Raw genomic sequence first — 22,354 nt, forward strand, 5'->3', positions numbered from 1 at the left:
TATCTCATGAAGGTAAAAAACAGTATTTCCACAACAATGAGAACCTTAAAAGGCAAAGAAACCAAAGACAAAGCGGCAAAAAATATTTTTTCATATAAGCCGATCATGGGCAATATTCTAAAGTACACGGTAGCAGAATACCGTATCCTATTACAAGATACATAATTATAAAAATGAAGGCTTCCGTGTTCCTGACATTCGGATCGATGCTGCAGAAGCAGACCTTATGGAAGTTGTCATAGTACGTCTTGGAGGGGAAGAGCAAAACGAAAAAGGACTGATGGACCTTTTATATGGTGTATTTTCCGGTAATCAGAAGAAAGTACTGTCTTACATTCCGGATTCAGACAGTCAGATCCGGCAGAAGGAGGTGTCCGATATGTTGAGTATGATTTCCTATGCAGAAGAAAGAGGCGAAAAAAGGGGCGAAAAAAAAGGCGAAAAGAAAGGCATTAAGAAGGGCGAGAATCGTCTTGGGATGCTTATGAAAATACTTTTAGATGATAAACGTTATGCAGATGCGAAAAGAGCATCTGAAGATGAAAAATACAGGGAACAATTATATAAAGAGTTTGAAATTTAGCCTATGCTTCCTTTGTGTCGGAATGAAAATCGGAAGCTGTCAGCTATGTGAAAAAATACTGGTAAACCAGCGAAAAGAGCTTTTGATTATATTGATCAGAGGCTCTTTTGCAAACAAGAAGGGACTGTCATCCGACAGTCCCTTTTGGCGTATCACACACAAAACCCCGCATACACCGGTACAATATGGTAGTTTTCTTTTTCCCTGAAGTCCTCCACCGACAGCAGGTACATTTCTGCGTTTGTATTCATTTCAGCCCGGAATCTGGTAAGGTTCCGGGTTTTTTGATGTGGGGTCAGGCGGTAGTCCACAGCAATATGCCGGCCTTCTTTTTCCAGAAGGAAGGGCACTTCGGCCTGGTTGCCGCTGGACCAGTAGGAGAGGGTGTATCCGTTTCTGGTAAAGTGCTGTGCCAGAAAGGTTTCGGTGCAGGCTCTGGCTGCCGGGGTGTCGGAACCGGTGAGCAACTGATAAGATGGTACACCCAGTACTCTGGCGCACAGTCCGCAGTCAGTGGGATACAGATGCAGGGAGGTCCGGCGGCAGGCAAGGACATATCCTGACCGGAGCAGCCAGTCCAGTGGCTTTTCATAGGTTTTGGCTGTGGCGCCCTTGGTTATAAGGGAATACTGGAATTTCCGGCTGGATTTTTCAAGCTGGGCGGGAATGGAGAGCCAGGCATTCTGACAGTGGCGGGTCATTCCTGTGGGAGCCTGGCTGGAAATATCACTCAGGATCAGTTCCAATAGCTTCTGTTGTATATCCGGTACCATCAGCAGTTTTTTCTCCCTGCGGTATTCCAGTATAGACAGTGGCATTCCGCCGGTGACCAGGTAGAGATAAAACTGTGACAGGGCTTTCTGGTGCAGTTCTTTTTCCAGGGGAGTCAGGGTGGAAAAGTGTCTGCGGATTTCCCTGGATAGGGCATATTCCGCATTTGCCCAAAGGAATTCCTCGAAATCCAGAGGATACAGGCTGATAATATGGAAATCATTTTTGCTGTAGAGCTCAGGGGAGGCAAGGCCTCTGTGGATAGCAAGGATGTGATACTGTGGATGATCCAGAGAGATCGTTGCCAGAAGTGTGGAAAGCTCTGGTACACATTGGATGTTATCAAGGATCAGCAGTGAGACAGAGGGCTTGAGAGGTTTTCCGGCGTAGGTCTCCAGGAAAAGCAGCGCATCCTGGGGAGGCCTGGATACGGAGAGATAATCTGCCACTGGTTTGTCAGTCTCCAGGTTGAGATAGAGGGTATTTTTGTAATTTTTTTCTGCAAAATCCAGGGCCAGCCAGGTTTTACCGGTCTGCCGCAGCCCCTGGAGAAGGAGAGGACGGCGGTGGGGATTTTTTTTCCACTGGATCAGGGAATCAGTACATTTTCTGCGCATATGGGTTCCTCCTGTGAATAAGCGGTGATATATAATTAAATTATAAATGTAATCATATGAAAAAACCATACACAGATGAAAAAGGAGGGCTTTTATGAACAGAATCAATGCAATTTATGCCAGGCAGTCCGTGGACAGGGCAGACAGTATCTCTATTGAGAGTCAGATTGAGTTCTGCAAGTATGAATTGAAGGGCGGATCCTTCAGGGAGTACAAGGATCGTGGATACAGTGGTAAAAATACCACCAGGCCTCAGCTGCAGCAGCTTCTTGCGGATATCCGGAGAGGAGAGGTAGAGAAGGTGATCGTGTATAAGCTGGACAGGATCAGCCGTTCTATTCTGGACTTCTCCAATATGATGGAGCTGTTTCAGCAATATCAGGTAGAGTTTGTGTCTTCCACTGAGAAATTTGATACTTCTACGCCTATGGGCAGGGCAATGTTAAATATCTGTATTGTGTTTGCCCAGCTGGAGCGGGAGACGATCCAGAAGCGTGTCTGTGATGCTTATTATTCCAGAAGCCAGAAAGGATTTCATATGGGAGGAAAGGCACCTTATGGTTACAGGCTGGAGGAAATCATAATGGATGGGATCCATACCAAGAAGCTGGTGGAGAAGCTGGAAGAGGGGGAGATTGTCCGGGAAATTTTTCACATGTATTGTCAGCCGGAGACTTCTTATGGAGACATCACCCGGTATTATACGGAAAAGGGAGTCCTGTTTTATGGAAAAGCGCTGATCCGCCCAATGCTTGCCCAGCTGCTGAGGAATCCGGCATATGTGCGTGCGGATATGGATGTGTACCGTTTCTTCAGAAGCCAGGGGACAAATATTGCCAGTGATCCGGGAATGTTTGACGGCATACATGGGTGTTATCTGTATCAGGGCAGAGGCGCAGATACGGATAAGCTTCAGAATCTGCGGGGACATATGCTTGTGGTCGGCCCTCATGAGGGGCTGGTTTCTTCGGAAATATGGCTGGGCTGCAGGATCAAGCTTCTGGGAAATAAAACAGTGGTGGCGAACCGGAAGGCTGTGAATACATGGCTGGCAGGAAAGGTGAAATGTGGACATTGCGGATATGCTTTGATGAGTGTAAAAACAAAGTCTGGTAAACAGTACCTTAGATGCACCCGGCGTCTGAATAATAAAGCCTGTCCGGGGTGTGGAAAAATTTATACGGAGGATGTGGAGCGACATGTATATGAGGAGATGGTAAAAAAGCTGAGAGAGGGTCAGGCTCCTGTGGGACACAGATCCCTGAAGGAAGATCTTAGAGTGCAGAAAATATATGAGGAAATAGAAGCGTTGGAGAAGGAGATCGGGATCTTGGTGGAATCGCTGACAGGGGCAGGAGAGATATTGAGTAGCTATATTGACCAGAGGGTGGATCAGCTGGATCAGCTTCGCAGGCAGAAATCGGAGGAACTGGTAGCTTTGTCTGAAAATCAGGCAACGCCGGAACAGATGGAGAGAGTAGTGTCCAATATTAGTCTCTGGGATAATATTGGATTTGATGAGAAACGGTTTACAGTGGATAAGATGATCACAGTTTTGAAAATTTTACCCGGAACTGTTCAGATCCAGTGGAAATTCTAAACAGTTCCGGGTATTGGTTACTGGGTAAGAGATTTATTTTTTTCAAGCATTTGGTGGATGATGCCCTGGGTATATTCGCCAAGATGCTTCTTTGTTTCTTTGTCCAGCTCATCAGGGTAGATGGGCTTGCCGTATTCCACCACAACCTTTGCAGGACGGATCTTCGGGAAATGTGCCTCGAAAATATCTGCAGAGTTATTGATGGCAATGGGGATGATCGGGCATTTCGTCTTGGTGGCGATTTTGAAGCTTCCTTCATGGAAGGGGAGCATATCCAGGTCATCTGTATTTTTGTTTCTGGTGCCTTCTGGGAAGATACAGATGGAAATGCCGGATTTGACCTTATCTACAGCTGCCAGGATGGTTTTCAGTCCCTGCTTGATGTCCTTTCTGTCCAGGAAGAGGCAGTGGAGATATTTCATCCAGGTGGACAGGAGAGGGATTTTCTCCATTTCTTTTTTGGCAATGTAGCCGGTGCGGATAGGGCAGCGGCTGTAGGTGAGGAGGATGTCAAAGTAGCTTCTGTGATTACCGATATACAGGACAGGGGTGTCCTTCGGTACATTTTCCTCTCCTATTACTGTGACTTTGGCTCCTGTGATCCACAGGATAAATCGAAATACAGCCTGAATGATTCGAAGAGAGCTAATATCCTTGGTCATAGGAGAAAATTTGCCGATGATCCATTCTACCAGTAAGATCGGGATAGACAGGATCAGATATCCGATGACCACAATACAGACAAGAATAAAACGTATCATTTGTGAATCCTTTCCGGATCAGTCCCTGAGAGATTGATCCTAACGTCATTGTATTCATTATAAAGAATCTGCCCACAGCCTGCAAGTATAAATCCCGTTGAATCTGCATAGAATGGCTAGTAAAGAAATATGCCGAGGTAGCATTGTGAGAAAAAAAGCCTGTATGGCCATGGTTTTTTTGCTGGCTGTAATGCTTCTGACCGGATGTGGGCTCATTAAGATAGAGGAGGGAGAACGCACTCCTTTGGAATATACAATTGTGAAACAGGAGGAAATCCCTGCAGAAGCAGTCCGCTTTATGGAACAGAAAAAGAAGAAGGGCTTTCAGATGACCTATAAGGTGGAAGACAGTATGTATCTGATGAAAGGGTATGGCACTCAGGTAACAGGTGGCTACAGTATTCAGGTAGAGGAGGTCTCACAGTCGGAGAACGGAGTTTTCTGTAAAACCCGGCTTCTGGGACCTGCTGAGGGGAAACAGGGACAGGAGCCCTCCTATCCCTGCATTGTCCTGAAAATAAAAAGTACGGATAAACCGGTACAATTCTTGTGAGGACAGGAAACAAAAAATAGAGATCTGAGTCTGTATATCATAGAAGGAGAGGATTAGAGAATGATGGAATTGAAGAAAGAAACTGTGCAGATGCTTCGGGTGAAAAGTAAGGCTGCCAGCCAGGTAACCTTTGATGAGGATTATAATGTGCCAGATACCAGACCGGATATTGGAAGGATGATCCAGAGTAAGGCGGAGATTTCCATGGATGAAGTGCGCCTTAGTGAAGGAAGGGCTTTTCTGAAGGGGAGCCTGAACGTAGATATGCTTTATGTAGGGGAGAAGGAAGGCAGAATATATAGTCTGGCAGCGAAGCTGCCGGTGGATGAGACTGTGAACCTGGAGGGAATAGAGGGCGGAGATAAGCTTTGTCTGAACTGGGAGATGGAGGATCTGAGCATCCATGTGATCCATTCAAGAAAGCTGAATATCAAGGCCATCGTAACCTTTTATGCTGCGGTGGATGAGACAACAGGGATTCAGATACCGGTGGCTCTGGAGGAAGAGGATATTTCGGTAAAAAAGAAGCGGGTGGGGCTTATGAGTCTCTGTATACATAAAAAAGATACGCTACGTATTAAAGAAGATATTGAACTTGCAGCGAACCGGCCTAATGTGGAGTCCCTTTTATGGCACACTATAGAACCCAGAAACCTGGATCTGCGGGTGGAGAAGGATAAGATACGTGTGAAGGGAGAGCTGGCAGTATTTATTCTGTATGAAGGGACAGATGAGGAAGCTTTGCCGCAGTGGCAGGAATATACCCTGCCCTTTTCCAGGGAAATGGAGTGTCAGGGGTGTGGGGAGGAGCTGATTCCCCATATTGAGGTTTCCCTGATCCATCAGGGGATGGAGGTAAAACCGGATGGAGACGGGGAGGAGAGGATTTTTCAGGTAGATGCTGTACTGGAGCTGAATATGAAGCTATACCGGGAGGTAGAGTATGATCTGGTCCAGGATGTATATACTCCTCTGAAAGAATGCGTGCTTCATGGAAAACAGGAGATTCTGGAAAGTCTTCTGGTGCGGAATTTATCCAGGTTCCGGATGAATGACAGAATTAAAGTAAAGGAAAGCCAGGGGAAAGTGCTGCAGCTTTGCCATAGCTGCGGCAGGGTGAAGATTGATAAGACCAGGATTACGGAGGAGGGAATCCAGGTAGAGGGAATTGTGATCCTAAGGCTTCTTTATATTATTGGTAATGATGAGATGCCCTTTTATTCTATGGAAGCTATGCTGCCCTTTACCCATGTGATCGATGCAAAGGGTGTGGGTCCGGACTGCAGGTATTTTCTGCATTCGGAGCTGGAGCAGCTTTCTGTGACTATGGCTGACGGAGATGAGATCGAGGTAAAGGCTTCTGTAGGGCTGAATGTGCTGGTATTCAGGCAGTGGGAGGAAATGATCATTGATCATGTGGAGGAGAAACCTCTGGATATGAAGAAGATCCAGGATATGCCAGGTGTTACTGTTTATATGGTTAAGCCGGGAGATACGCTGTGGGATATTGCCAGATCCTTTTATACCACAGTGGAGGAAATCTGCACGATGAACAGTCTGCAGGAGGCGGAGATCAGTCCCGGCCAGTCTCTGCTTCTGGTAAAACAGGTACAGAGCTAAAAGGCTGCCGCAGGTTCTGTTATTGAAAAAAATCCCACAAAAAAACAGAGTTTCCTGTATTGAAATCCTGCTGAAAATGATTTAAAATAAAACTCAAGAATGCTTTGTATACAAAGTACAAAAGCCCGGTTCCAATACCGGGTATTTGCTGAAGAATAAAAAACAAAGGAACAAACGGAGGGTTATATGCGTTTACGTGCACTGGCGAAGATTAATTTGGGACTGGATATTCTGGGAAAAAGAGAGGATGGATATCATGAGGTGCGGATGATCATGCAGACCATTCAGATGTATGATGTGCTGGAGATAAAGAAAAAGAAAGCCCCCGGGATTTCTCTGTCTGTGAATTATCCATATATTCCCTGTGACGAGAGAAATCTGGTGTACAAAGCAGCGAAGCTTCTGATGGATGAATTTCAGGTGAAGGGTGGAGTTACCATCAGACTTGAAAAGTTTATTCCTGTAGCTGCAGGAATGGCAGGAGGAAGCTCTGATGCGGCAGCAACACTGGTGGGGATCAATCGTCTGTTTAAGCTTGGACTGAGCGAGAGAGAACTGATGGACCGGGCAGTAAAGATTGGGGCAGATGTTCCTTATTGTATTATGAGAGGTACGGCTCTGGCAGAGGGGATCGGTGAGAAGCTTACCGGAATCACTCAGGTACCGGAGTGCTTTGTGCTGATCGGTAAGCCGGGGATCAATGTATCTACCAGGGCAGCCTATGAGAGCCTGAATCTGTCTGGGATTCAGAATCATCCGGATATTGACGGAATGATTCGGGATATTCAGAATGGTGATCTGCAGGGAATGACTGCCAAAATGGGAAATGTATTTGAGCCGGGAATTATTGGTCAGTATCCTGTGATTCAGGAGATTAAGGATCTGATGGAGAGCCATGGGGCATTGAAGGCTATGATGAGTGGAAGCGGCCCTACAGTGTTTGGCATTTTTGACAGTCAGGAGAAAATGGATGCTGCTGCGAAAATCCTGAGAGAGAGTAATCTGGCCAAAACAGTATTTGGAACCAGAGTCTTTAACAGGATTTGATATTGAAATATACAGAAGGAGCGGAGGAATATACAGATGACAAGTGAGTTTTCCGTAAATATGAATGAATATCTGCCACTGCGGGATGTGGTTTTTAATACTTTGCGTCAGGCAATACTGAAGGGGGAATTGAAACCGGGGGAGAGACTGATGGAGATTGCACTGGCAGAAAGGCTGGGAGTCAGCAGAACTCCTATTCGTGAGGCAATGCGCAAGCTGGAACAGGAGGGACTGGTGGTGATGATCCCGCGCAGGGGAGCCCAGGTTGCCAATATTACAGAGAAGGATCTGAATGATGTTCTTGAGGTTCGTATTGCTCTTGAAAATGTTGCCATTGAAAAGGCCTGTGACCGTATGACTGAGGAGGAGATGAGCAAACTGTGGCTTGCAGCCAAGGAGTTTGAGCATACTATTGCAGAGGGAAATCTGGTAAAGCTGGCAGAGGCTGATGTGGCCTTTCATGAGATTATTTATCGGGCATCAGACAACAAGCGTCTGATCCAGGTGCTGAACAACATGCGTGAGCAGATCTACCGTTACAGGGTGGAATATCTGAAAGAGGGAGAAACCAGAGATGTGTTGGTGAAGGAGCATGAGGAGCTGACCAGGGCTATCCGGGAGCGCAATGTGGAGCGCGCAAAGGAGCTGTCATTTCAGCATATTGAGAATCAGAGAATGGCGATCATGCGATCCATTGAGGCAGAGAATGCGGAAAAGGAGAAGCGGGAGAGAGAGAAGAGCAGAAATCATAAATAAAATTTCAAATTCCGGAGATTCTAAGAGAGGTGAAAGACCTCTCTTTTTTTGTGGAAAAAATAGGATGTGGAAAGTCATCCGAAGGAAAAGGACAGAGAGGGAAGTGAGTAAAAGGATAAAATCATGAGGAAATCAGGAGGGAAAGCATTGGAGCAGGAGAAAAAAAGACAGCCGGAGCAGGAAGGGGACAACGCACAGGACAGAAAGATCAGCTCCAGTCTGCGGGAAAATGAGAAGTATCTGAGAAAACGGCTGGAAAACTGCAGTGATATTCTGATCCGTCCCATGCGGCTGGGAGAACAGCGAAAGGTAGATTGCCTGATGGTATATATTGAGGTTGCTGTTTCCAATATGATGCTGGATGATTCTGCCATTGGAAAAATGATCAATCATTTCTGGACTGTTTCCCCGGAACAGATCCGGGAGTTCGTTCAGTACAACAGTCTGGGAATCGCAGATGTAAAGAAGTTATCCGGAATGGAAGAGGCACTAAGTGCCATACTTACAGGAAATGCAGTTTTCTTTATGGATGGTTATGACAGGGCCATGAAAATATCAAGCAAAGGATATCCGGCTATGGGAGTATCGGAAGCAGATAAAGAAAAGGTACTCAGAGGTTCCAGAGAAGGATTTTCCGACAGTGTGAAAAGTAATTCTGCGCTGGTGAGGAAGCGCCTGCGGGATACCAGGCTGAAGGTGGAGGAATACAATGTGGGTGTCCGGTCCCACACTCTGGTGCAGATTCTCTATATGGAGGATCTGGTCCATGAGGAGCTTCTGGAGGAGGTAAAGGAACGGTTGGGAGAGTTTGAGATTGACGGGATCCTGGACAGTGGGATGCTGGAGCAGCTGACGGAGGACGCATGGTATTCGCCTTTTCCCCAGTATCAGACTACAGAACGGCCGGACCGGGCTGTGCAGGAAATTCTGAATGGAAAGGTGGTACTCCTGTGTGATAACTCTCCGGAAGCGTTGGTATTGCCTGGAAATTTTGGCAGCTTTATGGAGAGCAGCGAGGACTGGTATCACAGATTTGAGATGGCTTCCTTCCTGCGGATGCTCCGGTATCTGGCAGTGCTGGCTGCTACCCTTCTGCCGGGACTTTATCTGGCAGTGATACGTTTTCATACTCAGATTTTGCCTGGGAATCTGATCCTTTCCTTTGCAGAAGCCAGGGAGGGAGTTCCTTTTTCCAGTGTGACAGAGCTGATTTTTCTGGAACTGTCCTTTGAATTGCTCCGGGAAGCGGGAGTGAGGGTGCCGGGTGCCCTGGGAAATGCCATTGGAATTGTGGGAGGCCTGGTGATCGGGCAGGCGGCTGTGGAGGCAAACCTGGTCAGCCCTATTGTGGTGATGATCGTGGCACTTACTGCTCTGGGATCTCTTGCAGTTCCCAATGAAGAGTTTGCGGCAGCATTTCGGCTGTTGAAATATGTTTTCCTTGTTATGGGAGGCGGCCTGGGAATTTACGGTATTGTTCTGGGAATATATCTTACAGCAGGACATCTGGCAGGACTTGTCAGCTTTGGAATTCCTTATCTGATGCCCTTTGTGAAAAAAACTTCCGGAACCAATTCCGGGGAGGGAATCTGGCGGCTGCCTATCCGCAGAAGGATCTTTCGGCCGGGCTATGCCAGAGAAGACCAGAGCCTGCGGTTGAAAAGAAAGGAGCAGTCATGAGATTTGCAGAAAATAACAGAATTTCCCACAGACAGCTTTACAGGCAGATGATCCTGGAGTTTCTGGCGCCTTTTATTCTGTGCATGTACGGAGCCAGGAAGCTGAATGGGATCAATGCATTGATTGGCATGGCAATGGCCTTGATCCCTCTGGGTTTTTATGTGATCGTTCTTATCCGCATGACACCGGTGTTTGAGAATCTGAAGAAAAGCGGAGGAGTTCTTGTGGGGCGGCTGACAGGATTATTTTTCATAGTGTTTATTCTTATGGCAGGCGGCTATATCCTGGCTGTTCTGGGACAGTTGGTGCCGGTAAGCCTGATCACAGGAATGTCTGAGGAATGGATTACTTTCTGGGCAGTTTTGGTGTGCATGACCGGAATCAGGGGAGGAATGCCCGGCAGAGGAAGAATGGCACAGATATCCGGAGGGGTGCTGCTGGGAGGCATGATTTTGATGATGGTTCTATGTATTCCTCAGGGAAAGATAGAATATCTGCAGGATATGGCTGCTGCATGGAAGTTTTCGGGTCAGGAGATTTTGGAGGGCTTTTACGGAACCATATGTGCGTTTTCTGCTGTAGGGCTCCTTCCCTTTCTTCTGGGAAATGTGGAGAAATATGCAAGTGCAGAGAAAACAGTGCTGGCGGGGATTCTCACATTGGGCGGAATCCTTATGGGAATGGCTGTGCTCCTTCCTGCTGTGCTGGGATATGGCAGGATTGTTCAGGAGAGATATCCGGTGCTGCCGTTGCTGGACGGAGCAGACCTGCCGGGAAATGTGCTGGCCAGATTTGATGTACTGTGGATGGGTTTTCTGCTGTACAGTCTTCTGTTTGCCCTGGGAAGCCTTCTGCATTATAGCCGGCAGATCGCGGAAGGAGCAGGACTGGGATGGGGGAAGGTGTGGACTGTGGTCACAGCAGCTCTGATCTGGTGTATTGCCCGGACAGGAAAGTGGATTCTGGAGTCTTTTGGCTGGTACCTTGGCTATATTTTTGTTCCCGGTCTTTTGATCTGTCAGATATTTCTTTTTCTGAGGTCAAAAAAACGCCACAGAAAAAAAGGGGTGATAATTTCCGGAGCACTTATCTGCAGTATAATGTTGGGTGGCTGTGCAGGGGCTGTAGAGCCGGAGAAAAGAATGTATGCCCTGGCTCTGGGGGTGGATGCCTCTGAGGATGGACTTCTGGTTTCCTATGGAATGCCTGATCTGCCTGAAAGTACAGGACAGGGAAAAGAGGAGGAAAATGGAAGCACCAGGGTGTTGGCGATCAGAGGAGAGAATTTTACACAGATAGAGGAGGCTTATGATCGTTCTCAGGAAAAATTCCGGGATCTGGGGCACCTTCAGGTGTTAGTGCTGGGGAAGCCGCTTCTGGAGGATGGAAGGTGGGAACTGGTGTTGGACTATCTGAAGCAGGAAGCCTTTGTGGGAGAGGATCTGTATGTATTTCAGGCAGAAAATGCCAGCCAGGTGCTGAACTGGCAGGGGCAGGATAATTCTTCTCTGGGAGAATATGTTACAGGGCTGATCGAAAACCGGATGTCCGGGCGCAGGGTGCATACGGTAACTTTGCGGCAGGTGTTTTATGAGAAATATAAAAGCCATACCATGCCAAAGCTGCCGGAAATTACAGTGACGGATTCCAGTCTGGAAATTTCTGTATAAAGTTTTGGGAACTGGAAATGCTTTCTGTAAGGAGGATATGGTTTATGGAGAAAAAAAGGCAAAGAAGACTGGTATTGTCTTTAGCAGCAGGACTTGTGGGGGCTTTTCTGGTAAATGCAGTACCGGAGAGAACAGAATATACAGAAAATATTTACAGGGAACAGGCACAGATCACTGCCTGGTGGGGATCTTTATATCCGAAATTCTGCTTTGCGGAAAAACCTGAGAATACAAAAGAAAAAGTAAAGATTTCCTTCTGGCTTGCACAGGTTCTCGATTGGTGTTAGAATAGGAAAATAACCCAAAGAGATGGAGATTGAGCAATGAAAACAGACAGAGAGGCACCGGTAGGCGTTTTTGATTCCGGTGTGGGAGGACTGACAGTAGCGCGGGAGATCATGCGTAACCTTCCTTCAGAGAAAATAGTATATTTTGGCGATACAGCGCGGGTGCCCTATGGGAATAAATCCCGGGAGACGGTCATCCGGTATTCGCACCAGATCTGCCGCTTTCTTCAGGAACAGCAGGTGAAGGCCATCGTGGTTGCCTGCAATACAGCCAGTGCGTTTGCTCTGGATGCTATACGGGACGACTTTGACATTCCCATTATCGGAGTGATCGAAGCCGGTGCCAAGGTGGCTGCTGCCCGCACCAGAAATAAGCGTGTGGGGATCATTGGTACTGTGGGTACTGTGGGCAGCGGCATCCATGCAGAATATCTCAGGAAGCTGGACCCGGAGATCACGGTATTTGGCAAGGCCTGTCCTCTTTTTGTTCCTCTTGTAGAGGAAGGATGGCTGCATGATCCGGTGACTACAGAGGTGGCGGCCAGATACTTAAGGGAGCTGCAGGATAAAAAAGTGGATACACTGATTCTGGGATGTACACATTATCCCCTGCTTCGTTCCACCATCCGGGAAATTATGGGAGAGGATGTGTGTCTGGTGAATCCGGCGTATGAGACAGCTCTGGAGCTGGGCAGACTGCTGGCGGAAAAGGGACTTTCCAGTACAGGGGCACAGCAGAAGGAGTTCCCTTATCGCTTTTTTGTCAGTGATCTGGCAGATGAGTTTAAGGAATTTGCCAATTCGATTCTTCCTTATGATGTGGAAATGACCAAGAAAATTGATATTGAGAAGTATTAAGGCGCTGTAAGGGCAGCCTGTCAGGAGCAGAGAAAGATGGATAAAGAAGTATTGATTCATGTAAAAGGTTTACATATGATTGATTCTCAGGGAGAAGAGGAGCCGGTGGAGATCATTGTGCCGGGAGAGTACTATTTCCGCAACGGAAGCCACTATCTCCGTTATGAGGAAATTGTGGAGGATTCCCGGAAACCTACCATTAATTACATAAAAATGTCTCCTAAGGGCATGGAAGTCCGCAAAAAGGGAGTAGTCAATGTACATATGGTTTTTGAGCAGGGAAAGAAGAATATGACCTATTATTCGACTCCCTACGGAACCATTGAGATGGGGATCGCAGCCACCAATCTTTTCCTGGAGGAAAAGGACGGAGGACTGAACATGCAAGTGGATTATGCACTGGATATGAACCAGGAGCATGTTGCAGATTGTTGCCTGGCTATTCAGGCACAGCCAAAGGACTGTAAGAAATTTACTTTATAACTGGTATGTCTGCCTGTACAGGCGAAAAAATAAGAAAGACTGCTGTGACAACAGCAGCCTTTTTTATTTTTGAGTTGATTATTTGTTCTTTTTGAAACGGCCGAAGAACCCTTTCTTTTTCGGAGCCGGAGCTTCGAGAGAACCGCGGAGTCCCTTTACTCCTACGATATAAAGACCACTTACCTCTGCTTTGATTTCCTTTTTCACAGGGATAAGGTCGAAAACCTTCTCATCTGCGATCAGAATGGAAATCTTGGGGCCAACCTTTGCCTTGACGATTGGCAGCTTGGAACGGCGCATCAGCTTAGGGGTCTGATCAATAACCATCTGAGGAAGGCCGGATTCCTTCAGTGGCATCCTCTTTTTATCGATAACCAGCATGGAAATAGTTTGTTTGCTTGCTTCGATCTGAGCCTGCTGCTCTTCCTGTTTCTTCTGTGCTTTTTTGCCAAAGAAATATAAACCGATCAGTGCACCGATCAGGATAACAAGAATGACCAGAAGGACAATTGTTACTGTGCTCATTTGCATCCTCCTAATTAATGTAGTGTAAACATCATTGTTTTATTTTACCATTAAATTGTTGAAAACGCAAGTTACTGTTCGTGCAGGTTTTCGGAAAATAAGTGGAAATTTATTTGTTTTCGGGGTATAATTAATTATGTATAACCTGTTTCCGGACGCAAAGCGAAAAGGAACAGGATGTTGTCTTTACTTATATGGATAAAGGAGAAAACTATGAGCGAAATGAAGCCTGATTCTGTTGAAACAGAGGAGAGACTTTTGGAAAAAGAACAGGATGTACCTGTGGAAGACGATGATAAAGCCTATGAAGAGCGGAAAGCTGCCAGACAGGAGCGCCGCAGACGTGAGAAGCGTAAAAGGAGGAACCGTCGTATTGTAGGCGGGATCCTTGTTGCTGCAGTGGCAGCCATAGGTGTTGGCGTGGGATTTTACGGAGAGGAGCTTCAGACTTTTTTTAAGGAGCAGCAGGTGAAAATTTCCCAGCTGACAGCAAGCAATAAAAAAGAGACTGCAGAGGATACAAAGAAAGCAGAAGCGACGGAAAAAGAAGAAACAAAGGAGACAGAGCAGACTTCTGCAAAGGTGGAGGAGACTCCTGCCCCTGAGGATAATCAGGAAACAATGACCAAAGAAGAGAAAAAGATATACAAAAGAGCTAAGCTTTACAGTCAGCAGTATAATTATGACAAGGCAATCAAGGTTCTGAAGGAAAGCTCTTACTATGAGACCAACAGCAGATTTCAGCATGCAGTGGAGGTATATCAGAAGAAAAAGGATTCCTGTGTATCCTGGCCTATCGATCAGGTGACACATGTGTTTTATCACACTCTGATCGCAGATACCTCTAAGGCCTTTGACGGAGATTACAAGGCTGCAGATTACGATCAGGTAATGACCACCATAGATGAATTTAATAAGATCACGCAGAGCATGTATGATAAAGGCTATGTAATGGTAAATATTTATGATCTGGCCAAGGTAGATGAGAATGGTAATATGAGCGCAGGAGAAATTCTTCTGCCGCCCGGTAAAGTGCCGTTTGTCCTTTCACAGGATGATGTGTGCTATTATCATTATATGGACGGTGACGGATTTGCCACCAAACTGGTGGTGGATGAGAACGGTAAGATCCGCAATGAATATGTAAATGATGATGGAAGTGTATCTGTGGGAGATTATGATATGGTTCCGCTGATCGACCGCTTTGTAGAAGAGCATCCGGATTTTTCCTATCGGGGAGCTAAGGGAATTGTGGCATTAACCGGCTATAACGGAATTCTGGGATATCGTACAGATATCAGCTATGAGACACGGCCCGATGATCTGGACCAGAATAAGGTAGACTGGCTGAACAGTCATCCTGATTTTAACCTGGATACTGAGAGAGAAGAAGCCAAAAAGGTTGCCCAGGCTATGAAAGAGGAAGGATGGGTCTTTGCCAGCCATACCTGGGGACATTTGAATGTAAGTCAGATCAGTCTGGAGAGACTCCAGGCAGATACCCAGAAGTTTAAGGAAAATGTGGATCCTCTGATCGGAGGAACAGATATCATTATCTTTGCTTTTGGCGCAGACCTTACAGGAGTGGAGGACTATTCCGGAGATAAATTTGAGTATCTGAAGAGCCAGGGCTATAATTATTATTGCAATGTGGACTCCAGTAAATATTACGTGCAGCTCCGTGACAGATATTTCCGCATGGGAAGAAGAAATCTGGATGGATACCGGATGTATTATAATCCGGATCTGCTGGCGGATCTGTTTGATGCCAGCTCAGTGTTTGATTCTGCCAGACCGGTACCGGTACCGCCTATGGGGCAGAATTAACGGAGTATAGCGATAGAAGGGAGAGAATATGAAGAAAAGAATATATCTTGCCATGCTTGCTGCATGTCTGGCGCTGACAGTGACAGGCTGTGGGGAAAGTGGAAAAACAGGGACAGATACTGCAGAGACACAGGAGAATTCAGATGGAAAAACTGTGGAGGCAGGGGTTTCTAGGCTGGTTTCTGTTGATAATGTAGATAAATACATCACTTTAGGAGAGTATAAGGGGCTGATTCTGGATAATACAGTGGAGGTCATCACAGATGATGATGTGCAGGCCAGAATCGACCAGGAGCTTCAGGATAAAGCAGAGGCAGTTTCTGACGGAGCTCAGGAAGGTGACCTGGTCACAGTGAATTATGTGGGAACTATTGACGGAGAGACTTTTGACGGAGGAACTGCCAATAATTATGATTTTATCATAGGAAACGGTGGGATGTTCCAGGAGTTTGAGCAGGGTGTGATTGGCATGAAGAAGGGGGAGACAAAGGAAATTTCTATTGATTTCCCTTCAGATTACAGTGACAGTACACTGGCAGGAAAAAAGGCAGACTATAAGGTGACTGTCCAGAATGTCCGCCGTGCTCCTGAGCTTACAGATGAATGGGTAACAAAAAATACAGATTATACCACAGTAGAAGAATACCGGGAGGGAACCCGTAAGACTCTGGAAAAGGAAGCCAGGGAATCTGCAGGTGAGGTGCTGAAAAACACGGCGTGGAATACAGTTCTGGAGAACACAGAGGTAAAGGAATATCCTGAGGCAGATGTGGAAAATGCGATTTCTGAATTTCGTAAAAGTATGGAGGTCTATGCGAAGCAGGCAGATATGACACTTGAGGAGTTTGTGGAAAGCCAGGGAATCTCCAAGGATGCTTTTGATGAGCAGAGCCGCCAGTATGCAGAGGGCAAGGTAAAGCAGAACCTGATCGTTCAGGGTATTATGGATGCAGAGGGACTTTCCCTGGATGATAAGGAAAGCCTTAAGGTGCAGGAGGAGCTTGTAAAACAGATGGGAGCTGCTAATCTTGCAGAACTGGTAGATACCTACGGGCAGAGCTATGTGGATGAGTCTGTGGGACTGCTGCGGGTGGAAGACTTTATTGTGAAGAATGCGCAGGTGAGTGAAAAGGCAGCAAACGGAGATACAGTAGCAGATAATGCAGAGGGTGCTGCAGAACAGGCAGAGGATTCTGCATCAGGAGACAGCCAGACAGAAGAGTCAGAAGTGGATCAGAATCTGGAAGATGAGCTTGGTACAGAGACGGAATAGTGATTGTATTTACCGGGTAAATGAGTTATGATAGAGCAATAAGAGATACTTGACATGAATATTAAACAAAAAGTGGGGAAAAAGTAACAATGGATAAGCGGGTTTTGCGTGAAAGAATGCGCAGAAAAAAACGTCAGATGATGATCAGGCGCTATACAAGATTAGGCCTTTATGTCGTGGGACTGATTCTGGCAATTGTATTTGTGGTCAGAGGGATCATAATTCCTGTTGCACATCGTGTAGCCGGAGGCGGTAATACAGAGAAAACTGTAGAGGCTCAGGCACAGACTGAGCAGACTGCTGATCCGAATGCAGCAGTGAGACAGCCGCTGAGGGGAAAATCAGATACAGATAAAATAGGCACCATGACTGTTGGATGGCATGAGGATTCCAATGGGAAATGGTATCAGAACGCAGATGGTACATATTATGCCGGGGGCTTCCAGGAGATTGACGGACAGACATATGCCTTCGATTCCAATGGATATTTACAGACCGGCTGGGTAACCAAGGGAGTGAATGATTATTTCTTCAAGGATGACGGTACCTATGATCCGTCTCAGAAGCGCCCCATGCTGGCGCTGACTTTTGATGATGGTCCGGGACAGTATACAGATGAGTTGCTGGATTGCCTGGAACAGAATAATGCTCATGCAACATTCTTTATGCTTGGCCAGAATGTCGGTGAATATCCGGATGCACCAAAACGTATGCTGGAACTTGGCTGTGAGATTGGAAGTCATTCCTGGGATCATACACAGCTGACTACCATTGATCTTGATGCAGTTGCAAAGCAGTTTTCTGATACAGATGATGCGTTGATTCAGGCATGCGGACAGGCTGCCAGTGTGGCACGTGCGCCTTACGGAGACGGAAATTCAGATATTTATAATACTGTAAATAAGCCGTTCTTTATGTGGTCTCTGGATACAGAGGACTGGAAGCTTATGGATGCAGATGCAGATTACAGTGCGGTAATGAATGGAGATCTGACAGATGGAAGTATCATCCTGATGCATGATATTCATGAGCCATCTGTAAAGGCAGCTTTGAGGCTGATACCAGATCTTATTGCAAGGGGATATAAACTTGTAACTGTAAGTGAGATGGCAGAAGCCAAGAATGTAACCTTGCAGAATGTATGTTATGTGGATTTCTGGCAGAGTACTCTGGACAGCGGACAGGTTCCGGGATATCAGGGCGGTTCTGATGCAGCAGCTTCTGCAGACGGAACAGATGGTACATCTGATGCAAGTACAGACTCTTCTGACGAAAGTGAGGATTATTCTGATGGAAGTTCAGATTCCGGAGATGGAAGCACAGATGACAGCAGCTATGATGATGGTAGCTATGACGACGGAAGCAATGATGATTCCGGAGATTACAGTGATGATAATGTAGATTATGGGGACGGATACGAATAAACAATGAATTTCAGAGATCTGTCCGGATAAAAGAAAGAAGAGCAGTTCCTGTAAAACTGTGATATATACTCAGAATTGCAGATATATCGCAGAGGGGACTGCTCTTTTTTGATATCTGCAAATTGCTCCGCTGATTTACGTTGACCTTTTGCCCCTGATATCATGAAATGAAAAGGTTATAGTTAATGATTTTTACAAAAAACACATAAAATCATCAAAAAAATTGTTGAATATACACAGAAATATAATTGACGTAGAGGATGGTCATTGGTATAATAAAAGCTATAGAATGACTAAAGGTCAGTTCGTTAAGGGAGGACTCCAGATGGGTGAAAATATGAAATTTACAGATTTAGACCAGTATTTATTTGGTCAGGGGACCAACTATGAAGTATATAAAAAATTAGGAGCACATCCTGGTACCCGACGTGGCAAAAAGGGGGTATATTTTGCTGTTTGGGCACCTAATGCACAGGCAGTGTCAGTGATCGGAGATTTTAATGGCTGGGATGAGACTGCAAATCCCATGAAGAAAGTGGGCCCCATCGGGGTTTATGAGGTTTTTGTACGGGGAGCAGAGATCGGACAACTGTATAAGTTTTTTATTACAGGCGCTCACGGGGAGAAGCTTTACAAAGCAGATCCCTATGCGAATGAGGCTGAGAAGCGCCCCGGAACTGCATCCAGGATTACAGATATTACAGATTATAAATGGAAAGATGCTACATGGATCAGAAACAGAGAAAAGTATGATTATAAAACACAGCCCATGGCGATTTATGAAGTACATCCCGGTTCCTGGATGAAGCATGGATGGACAGAAGAGAATGAGGAAGGCTTTTATAATTATCGTGAATTAGCCCCTGTTCTTACTGATTATGTGAAGAAGATGGGATATACCCATGTAGAACTGATGGGAATTGCAGAACATCCCTTTGACGGATCCTGGGGATATCAGGTGACCGGATATTACGCTCCTACCTCCCGTTATGGAACACCTCAGGATTTCAAATATATGATTGATTATTTCCATCGCAATAAGATTGGAGTTATCCTTGACTGGGTGCCGGCACATTTTCCAAAGGATGCCCATGGTCTGGCTAACTTTGACGGAACTGCAGTGTACGAGCATGAGGATCCTAGACAGGGAGAGCATCCGGAGTGGGGTACAAAAATATATAATTACGGCCGTCCGGAGGTAAAGAACTTCCTGATCGCCAATGCTCTCTACTGGGTAGAGGAATGCCATGTAGACGGACTGCGAGTAGATGCGGTGGCATCCATGCTGTATCTGGACTATGGTAAAAAAGATGGCGAGTGGGTTGCAAATAAGTACGGCGGAAATAAAAATCTGGAAGCCATTGATTTCTTTAAGCATCTGAACACAGTAGTGCAGGGAAGAAACCATGGAACTGTTATGATCGCAGAGGAATCTACTGCCTGGCCGAAGGTTACAGGAGATGTGGAGGAAGAGGGACTGGGCTTCAGCCTGAAGTGGAATATGGGCTGGATGAATGACTTCCTGGAATATATGAAGCTAGATCCTTATTTCCGTAAATATAACCATAATAAGATGACATTCTCTATGACTTACGCATATAGTGAGAGGTATGTGCTGGTACTTTCCCACGATGAGGTGGTTCATCTGAAATGCTCTATGCTGGAAAAGATGCCCGGAAGCCCGGAGGAGAAAGTGAAAAATCTGAAGGCTGCATATTCCTTCATGACCTGTCATCCAGGTAAGAAGCTTCTGTTTATGGGACAGGATTTCGGACAGCTTAGAGAGTGGAGCGAGGAGAGAGAAATTGACTGGTTCCTGCTGCAGGAAGAACCGCACAGAAAGCTGCAGGAATATTATGCAGATCTTCTTACGATTTATAAGAAATATCCTGCTCTTTATGCTATGGATAATGATCCGTCCGGTTTTGAGTGGATCAACGCCAATGATGGAGACAGGAGTATCTTCAGTTTTGTAAGAAAGTCACCTACAGGAAGAAATAATATTTTGTATGTGGTTAATTTTACTCCTGTGGATCGTCCGGATTACAGAGTAGGTGTGCCAAAGAAAAAACAATATAAGCTGATCATGGATGAAGAGGGACTGGTAACAGAAACAAAAACCTTTAAGGCTGAGAAACAGGAGTGCGATAACAGACCATTTTCCTTTGCATATCCGCTTCCTGCTTACGGAGTTGCAGTATTTACCTATTAAACATGGTAAAGCGTTAAAAATTCGTGCAAAATAAATAATTGCTTTTTCTTTCTGAGTGCGATATAATGAGCGCGAACAGGAAGAGTTGGTTAAGTTTGTACATGTTGAAAGGAGAAAAAACATGAAGGTATCTAATATTAAAGACATTGATAAATTTTTTGAAGTAGTAGACAGTTGTGATGGCAAGGTGGAATTAGTAACAGGCGAAGGCGACAGACTGAACCTGAAATCCAAATTATCCCAGTATGTATCTCTGGCAAACATTTTCTCAGGCGGAGAGATTCCGGAACTTGAGATCGTTGCATATGAGAAAGAGGACATTGATAAATTAATGAGCTTCATGATCAACGGCTGATCATAGAATATACCAAGGGGCATGATATCATGCCCCTTTCTTTAAAGAACAAAGTGTGTAAAAAAGCTTTGGAACTGTAACTGACAGTATACATATACGGCTGAAAACCAGGGGGCAGACTGCTTCCTGGTCAAAGTGCGTTAAGGTACAAGAAACAGTAATCAGAAAGAAAAGGAGAAAAATGAATCATGGCTACAAAAATTGATATTATTTCCGGTTTCCTTGGAGCCGGCAAAACTACATTGATCAAAAAACTTCTGAAAGAAGCATTTGCAGATGAGCAGGTGGTACTGATTGAAAATGAATTTGGCGAGATCGGTATTGACGGAGGTTTCCTGAAAGAGGCGGGAATCCAGATCCGTGAAATGAATTCCGGATGTATCTGCTGCTCTCTGGTTGGTGATTTCGGAACTTCTCTGAAGGAGGTTGTTGAGAAATATCATCCGGACAGAATTCTGATCGAGCCATCCGGTGTAGGTAAATTATCAGATGTGATCAAAGCAGTACAGGGTGTCCAGGGAGATGTGGATATTGTACTGAACAGCTATACCACTGTGGTAGATGCAAAGAAATGCAAGATGTATATGAGAAACTTCGGCGAGTTCTTTAATAATCAGGTGGAATATGCGGGAGCGGTTATTATGAGCCGTACGGATATTGTAGATGAGAAAAAAGCGCAGCAGGCAATGGAGCTTCTTCGTGAGATCAATGGAAAGGCTGCCATCATTACCACTCCGATCGAAAAACTGGATGGTAAGAAGATTCTTGAGGTTATGGAGAAACCGGTATCTCTGGCAGATGAGATGATGGAGGAAGAGGTTTGCCCGGAATGTGGACATGTGCACAATCATGAGGAGCATGACCATCACCACCATCATGACCATGAGTGCGGCTGCGGCCACGATCATGAGGAGCATGAGCATCATCATCACGATCATGACCATGAGGAGCATGAGCACCATCATCACGACCACGACCACGAGTGCGGCTGTGGCCATGATCATGAGGAGCATGAGCACCATCATCACGACCATGACCACGAGTGCGGCTGCGGCCATGATCATGAGGAGCATGAGCACCATCATCATGACCATGACCATGAATGCGGCTGCGGTCATGATCATCACCATCATCATGCAGATGAGGTCTTTACAAGCTGGGGACGTGAGACAATCCGTAAATACAGCCAGAATGAATTAAAAGAAATGCTGGATGCGCTGTCTGAATCCGGGGATTACGGTATTATCCTCCGTGCCAAAGGAATGCTTCCTGCTGAGGACGGAACCTGGATCTATTTTGATATGGTTCCTGAGGAAACAGAAATTCGTGAGGGTGCACCGGAATATACAGGACGTCTCTGTGTGATCGGTTCCAAATTAAAAGAGGATAAGCTGGCTGAATTATTTAAACTTGCTTAATGATGTTGTAAAAATAAAAGGTTAAAGGAAATAA

General features: G+C 45.8%; 19 protein-coding genes and 1 pseudogene. 17 read left to right on the forward strand and 3 right to left on the reverse strand.

The window, feature by feature from the left end; all coding sequences use genetic code 11:
- Nucleotides 1–226: 226 nt before the first annotated feature.
- Entirely contained in the window at nt 227–583 is a 357-nt protein-coding gene (locus H8Z82_RS17400; RefSeq protein ID WP_243176488.1) for a hypothetical protein, read from the forward strand.
- A 152-nt stretch (nt 584–735) separates the two neighbouring features.
- Here the strand turns inward: H8Z82_RS17400 and H8Z82_RS14240 are convergent, their stop codons facing one another.
- Nucleotides 736–1,971 (reverse strand): ATP-binding protein, encoded by a 1,236-nt coding sequence (locus H8Z82_RS14240; protein WP_186995470.1) that lies wholly within the window; start codon nt 1,969–1,971, stop codon nt 736–738.
- Nucleotides 1,972–2,065: 94 nt separating this feature from the next.
- On the opposite strand from H8Z82_RS14240, the gene H8Z82_RS14245 reads away from it, so the two are divergent.
- Nucleotides 2,066–3,571, forward strand: a complete 1,506-nt coding sequence (locus H8Z82_RS14245) for a recombinase family protein (RefSeq protein WP_186995471.1) — start codon at nt 2,066–2,068, stop codon at nt 3,569–3,571.
- Nucleotides 3,572–3,588: 17 nt separating this feature from the next.
- Here the strand turns inward: H8Z82_RS14245 and H8Z82_RS14250 are convergent, their stop codons facing one another.
- Nucleotides 3,589–4,332, reverse strand: coding sequence for a lysophospholipid acyltransferase family protein (locus H8Z82_RS14250; RefSeq protein ID WP_019160413.1), 744 nt, complete (start codon nt 4,330–4,332; stop codon nt 3,589–3,591).
- A 145-nt stretch (nt 4,333–4,477) separates the two neighbouring features.
- On the opposite strand from H8Z82_RS14250, the gene H8Z82_RS14255 reads away from it, so the two are divergent.
- The 9 genes and pseudogenes from H8Z82_RS14255 to H8Z82_RS14295 all read left to right on the forward strand — a co-directional run bounded on the left by H8Z82_RS14255 (nt 4,478) and on the right by H8Z82_RS14295 (nt 13,286).
- Nucleotides 4,478–4,885, forward strand: coding sequence for a protease complex subunit PrcB family protein (locus tag H8Z82_RS14255; RefSeq protein ID WP_186995472.1), 408 nt, complete (start codon nt 4,478–4,480; stop codon nt 4,883–4,885).
- 60 nt (nt 4,886–4,945) lie between these two features.
- The gene (locus tag H8Z82_RS14260; RefSeq protein WP_243176489.1) at nt 4,946–6,505 is read left to right on the forward strand and encodes a DUF3794 and LysM peptidoglycan-binding domain-containing protein; all 1,560 of its coding nucleotides are present in this window, start codon (nt 4,946–4,948) and stop codon (nt 6,503–6,505) included.
- 183 nt (nt 6,506–6,688) lie between these two features.
- A pseudogene (gene ispE / locus H8Z82_RS14265) lies at nt 6,689–7,552 on the forward strand (4-(cytidine 5'-diphospho)-2-C-methyl-D-erythritol kinase); the annotation flags it as partial.
- A 36-nt stretch (nt 7,553–7,588) separates the two neighbouring features.
- Nucleotides 7,589–8,308, forward strand: a complete 720-nt coding sequence (locus tag H8Z82_RS14270; RefSeq protein WP_173744178.1) for a GntR family transcriptional regulator — start codon at nt 7,589–7,591, stop codon at nt 8,306–8,308.
- Nucleotides 8,309–8,431: 123 nt separating this feature from the next.
- On the forward strand, nt 8,432–9,988 hold the full coding sequence (locus H8Z82_RS14275; protein WP_243176490.1) for a spore germination protein: 1,557 nt from the start codon (nt 8,432–8,434) through the stop codon (nt 9,986–9,988).
- A complete protein-coding gene (locus H8Z82_RS14280; protein WP_186995474.1) occupies nt 9,985–11,658 on the forward strand; it encodes a GerAB/ArcD/ProY family transporter in 1,674 nt (557 codons plus the stop codon). Before H8Z82_RS14275 ends, H8Z82_RS14280 begins: the two co-directional genes overlap by 4 nt.
- 44 nt (nt 11,659–11,702) lie before the next feature.
- Nucleotides 11,703–11,945, forward strand: a complete 243-nt coding sequence (locus tag H8Z82_RS14285; protein ID WP_019160420.1) for a hypothetical protein — start codon at nt 11,703–11,705, stop codon at nt 11,943–11,945.
- A gap of 36 nt (nt 11,946–11,981) precedes the next feature.
- Nucleotides 11,982–12,803: a glutamate racemase gene (murI, locus tag H8Z82_RS14290; RefSeq protein WP_019160421.1), complete on the forward strand. Its 822-nt coding sequence runs from the start codon at nt 11,982–11,984 to the stop codon at nt 12,801–12,803.
- Between the two features lie 36 nt (nt 12,804–12,839).
- A complete protein-coding gene (locus tag H8Z82_RS14295; protein ID WP_019160422.1) occupies nt 12,840–13,286 on the forward strand; it encodes a DUF1934 domain-containing protein in 447 nt (148 codons plus the stop codon).
- Nucleotides 13,287–13,364: 78 nt separating this feature from the next.
- Here the strand turns inward: H8Z82_RS14295 and H8Z82_RS14300 are convergent, their stop codons facing one another.
- Nucleotides 13,365–13,811, reverse strand: a complete 447-nt coding sequence (locus tag H8Z82_RS14300) for a hypothetical protein (protein WP_019160423.1) — start codon at nt 13,809–13,811, stop codon at nt 13,365–13,367.
- Nucleotides 13,812–14,024: 213 nt separating this feature from the next.
- Between H8Z82_RS14300 and H8Z82_RS14305 the strand changes: the two genes are divergently transcribed.
- The 6 genes from H8Z82_RS14305 (at nt 14,025) to H8Z82_RS14330 (ending at nt 22,320) form a co-directional block, all read left to right on the forward strand.
- On the forward strand, nt 14,025–15,638 hold the full coding sequence (locus H8Z82_RS14305; protein WP_186995475.1) for a polysaccharide deacetylase family protein: 1,614 nt from the start codon (nt 14,025–14,027) through the stop codon (nt 15,636–15,638).
- Nucleotides 15,639–15,666: 28 nt separating this feature from the next.
- Nucleotides 15,667–16,911, forward strand: a complete 1,245-nt coding sequence (gene tig, locus H8Z82_RS14310) for a trigger factor (RefSeq protein ID WP_186995476.1) — start codon at nt 15,667–15,669, stop codon at nt 16,909–16,911.
- Between the two features lie 89 nt (nt 16,912–17,000).
- Nucleotides 17,001–18,335 carry a polysaccharide deacetylase family protein gene (locus H8Z82_RS14315; protein ID WP_186995477.1) on the forward strand — a complete coding sequence of 445 codons (1,335 nt, stop codon included), beginning with the start codon at nt 17,001–17,003 and terminating at the stop codon, nt 18,333–18,335.
- Between the two features lie 325 nt (nt 18,336–18,660).
- Nucleotides 18,661–20,547 (forward strand): 1,4-alpha-glucan branching protein GlgB, encoded by a 1,887-nt coding sequence (gene glgB, locus H8Z82_RS14320; protein WP_019160427.1) that lies wholly within the window; start codon nt 18,661–18,663, stop codon nt 20,545–20,547.
- Nucleotides 20,548–20,668: 121 nt separating this feature from the next.
- Nucleotides 20,669–20,902: a hypothetical protein gene (locus H8Z82_RS14325; RefSeq protein WP_019160428.1), complete on the forward strand. Its 234-nt coding sequence runs from the start codon at nt 20,669–20,671 to the stop codon at nt 20,900–20,902.
- Between the two features lie 188 nt (nt 20,903–21,090).
- Entirely contained in the window at nt 21,091–22,320 is a 1,230-nt protein-coding gene (locus H8Z82_RS14330; protein WP_186995478.1) for a GTP-binding protein, read from the forward strand.
- Nucleotides 22,321–22,354 lie beyond the last annotated feature (34 nt).

The organism is Blautia difficilis (assembly GCF_014297245.1).
In the GTDB taxonomy this organism is placed as follows: domain Bacteria; phylum Bacillota; class Clostridia; order Lachnospirales; family Lachnospiraceae; genus Blautia_A; species Blautia_A difficilis.

What these genes read in the sequence shown, in the direction of transcription:
- H8Z82_RS14270 (WP_173744178.1), top strand. Translation starts at nt 7,589, where the DNA reads ATGACAAGTGAGTTTTCCGTAAATATGAATGAATATCTGCCACTGCGG.
- H8Z82_RS14305 (WP_186995475.1), top strand. Translation starts at nt 14,025, where the DNA reads ATGAGCGAAATGAAGCCTGATTCTGTTGAAACAGAGGAGAGACTTTTG.
- H8Z82_RS14240 (WP_186995470.1), bottom strand. Translation starts at nt 1,971, where the DNA reads ATGCGCAGAAAATGTACTGATTCCCTGATCCAGTGGAAAAAAAATCCC.
- H8Z82_RS14260 (WP_243176489.1), top strand. Translation starts at nt 4,946, where the DNA reads ATGATGGAATTGAAGAAAGAAACTGTGCAGATGCTTCGGGTGAAAAGT.
- murI (WP_019160421.1), top strand. Translation starts at nt 11,982, where the DNA reads ATGAAAACAGACAGAGAGGCACCGGTAGGCGTTTTTGATTCCGGTGTG.
- H8Z82_RS14280 (WP_186995474.1), top strand. Translation starts at nt 9,985, where the DNA reads ATGAGATTTGCAGAAAATAACAGAATTTCCCACAGACAGCTTTACAGG.
- H8Z82_RS14245 (WP_186995471.1), top strand. Translation starts at nt 2,066, where the DNA reads ATGAACAGAATCAATGCAATTTATGCCAGGCAGTCCGTGGACAGGGCA.
- H8Z82_RS14315 (WP_186995477.1), top strand. Translation starts at nt 17,001, where the DNA reads ATGGATAAGCGGGTTTTGCGTGAAAGAATGCGCAGAAAAAAACGTCAG.
- glgB (WP_019160427.1), top strand. Translation starts at nt 18,661, where the DNA reads ATGGGTGAAAATATGAAATTTACAGATTTAGACCAGTATTTATTTGGT.
- H8Z82_RS14325 (WP_019160428.1), top strand. Translation starts at nt 20,669, where the DNA reads ATGAAGGTATCTAATATTAAAGACATTGATAAATTTTTTGAAGTAGTA.
- H8Z82_RS14300 (WP_019160423.1), bottom strand. Translation starts at nt 13,811, where the DNA reads ATGAGCACAGTAACAATTGTCCTTCTGGTCATTCTTGTTATCCTGATC.
- tig (WP_186995476.1), top strand. Translation starts at nt 15,667, where the DNA reads ATGAAGAAAAGAATATATCTTGCCATGCTTGCTGCATGTCTGGCGCTG.
- H8Z82_RS14275 (WP_243176490.1), top strand. Translation starts at nt 8,432, where the DNA reads ATGAGGAAATCAGGAGGGAAAGCATTGGAGCAGGAGAAAAAAAGACAG.
- H8Z82_RS14295 (WP_019160422.1), top strand. Translation starts at nt 12,840, where the DNA reads ATGGATAAAGAAGTATTGATTCATGTAAAAGGTTTACATATGATTGAT.
- H8Z82_RS14285 (WP_019160420.1), top strand. Translation starts at nt 11,703, where the DNA reads ATGGAGAAAAAAAGGCAAAGAAGACTGGTATTGTCTTTAGCAGCAGGA.
- H8Z82_RS17400 (WP_243176488.1), top strand. Translation starts at nt 227, where the DNA reads ATGGAAGTTGTCATAGTACGTCTTGGAGGGGAAGAGCAAAACGAAAAA.
- H8Z82_RS14330 (WP_186995478.1), top strand. Translation starts at nt 21,091, where the DNA reads ATGGCTACAAAAATTGATATTATTTCCGGTTTCCTTGGAGCCGGCAAA.
- H8Z82_RS14250 (WP_019160413.1), bottom strand. Translation starts at nt 4,332, where the DNA reads ATGATACGTTTTATTCTTGTCTGTATTGTGGTCATCGGATATCTGATC.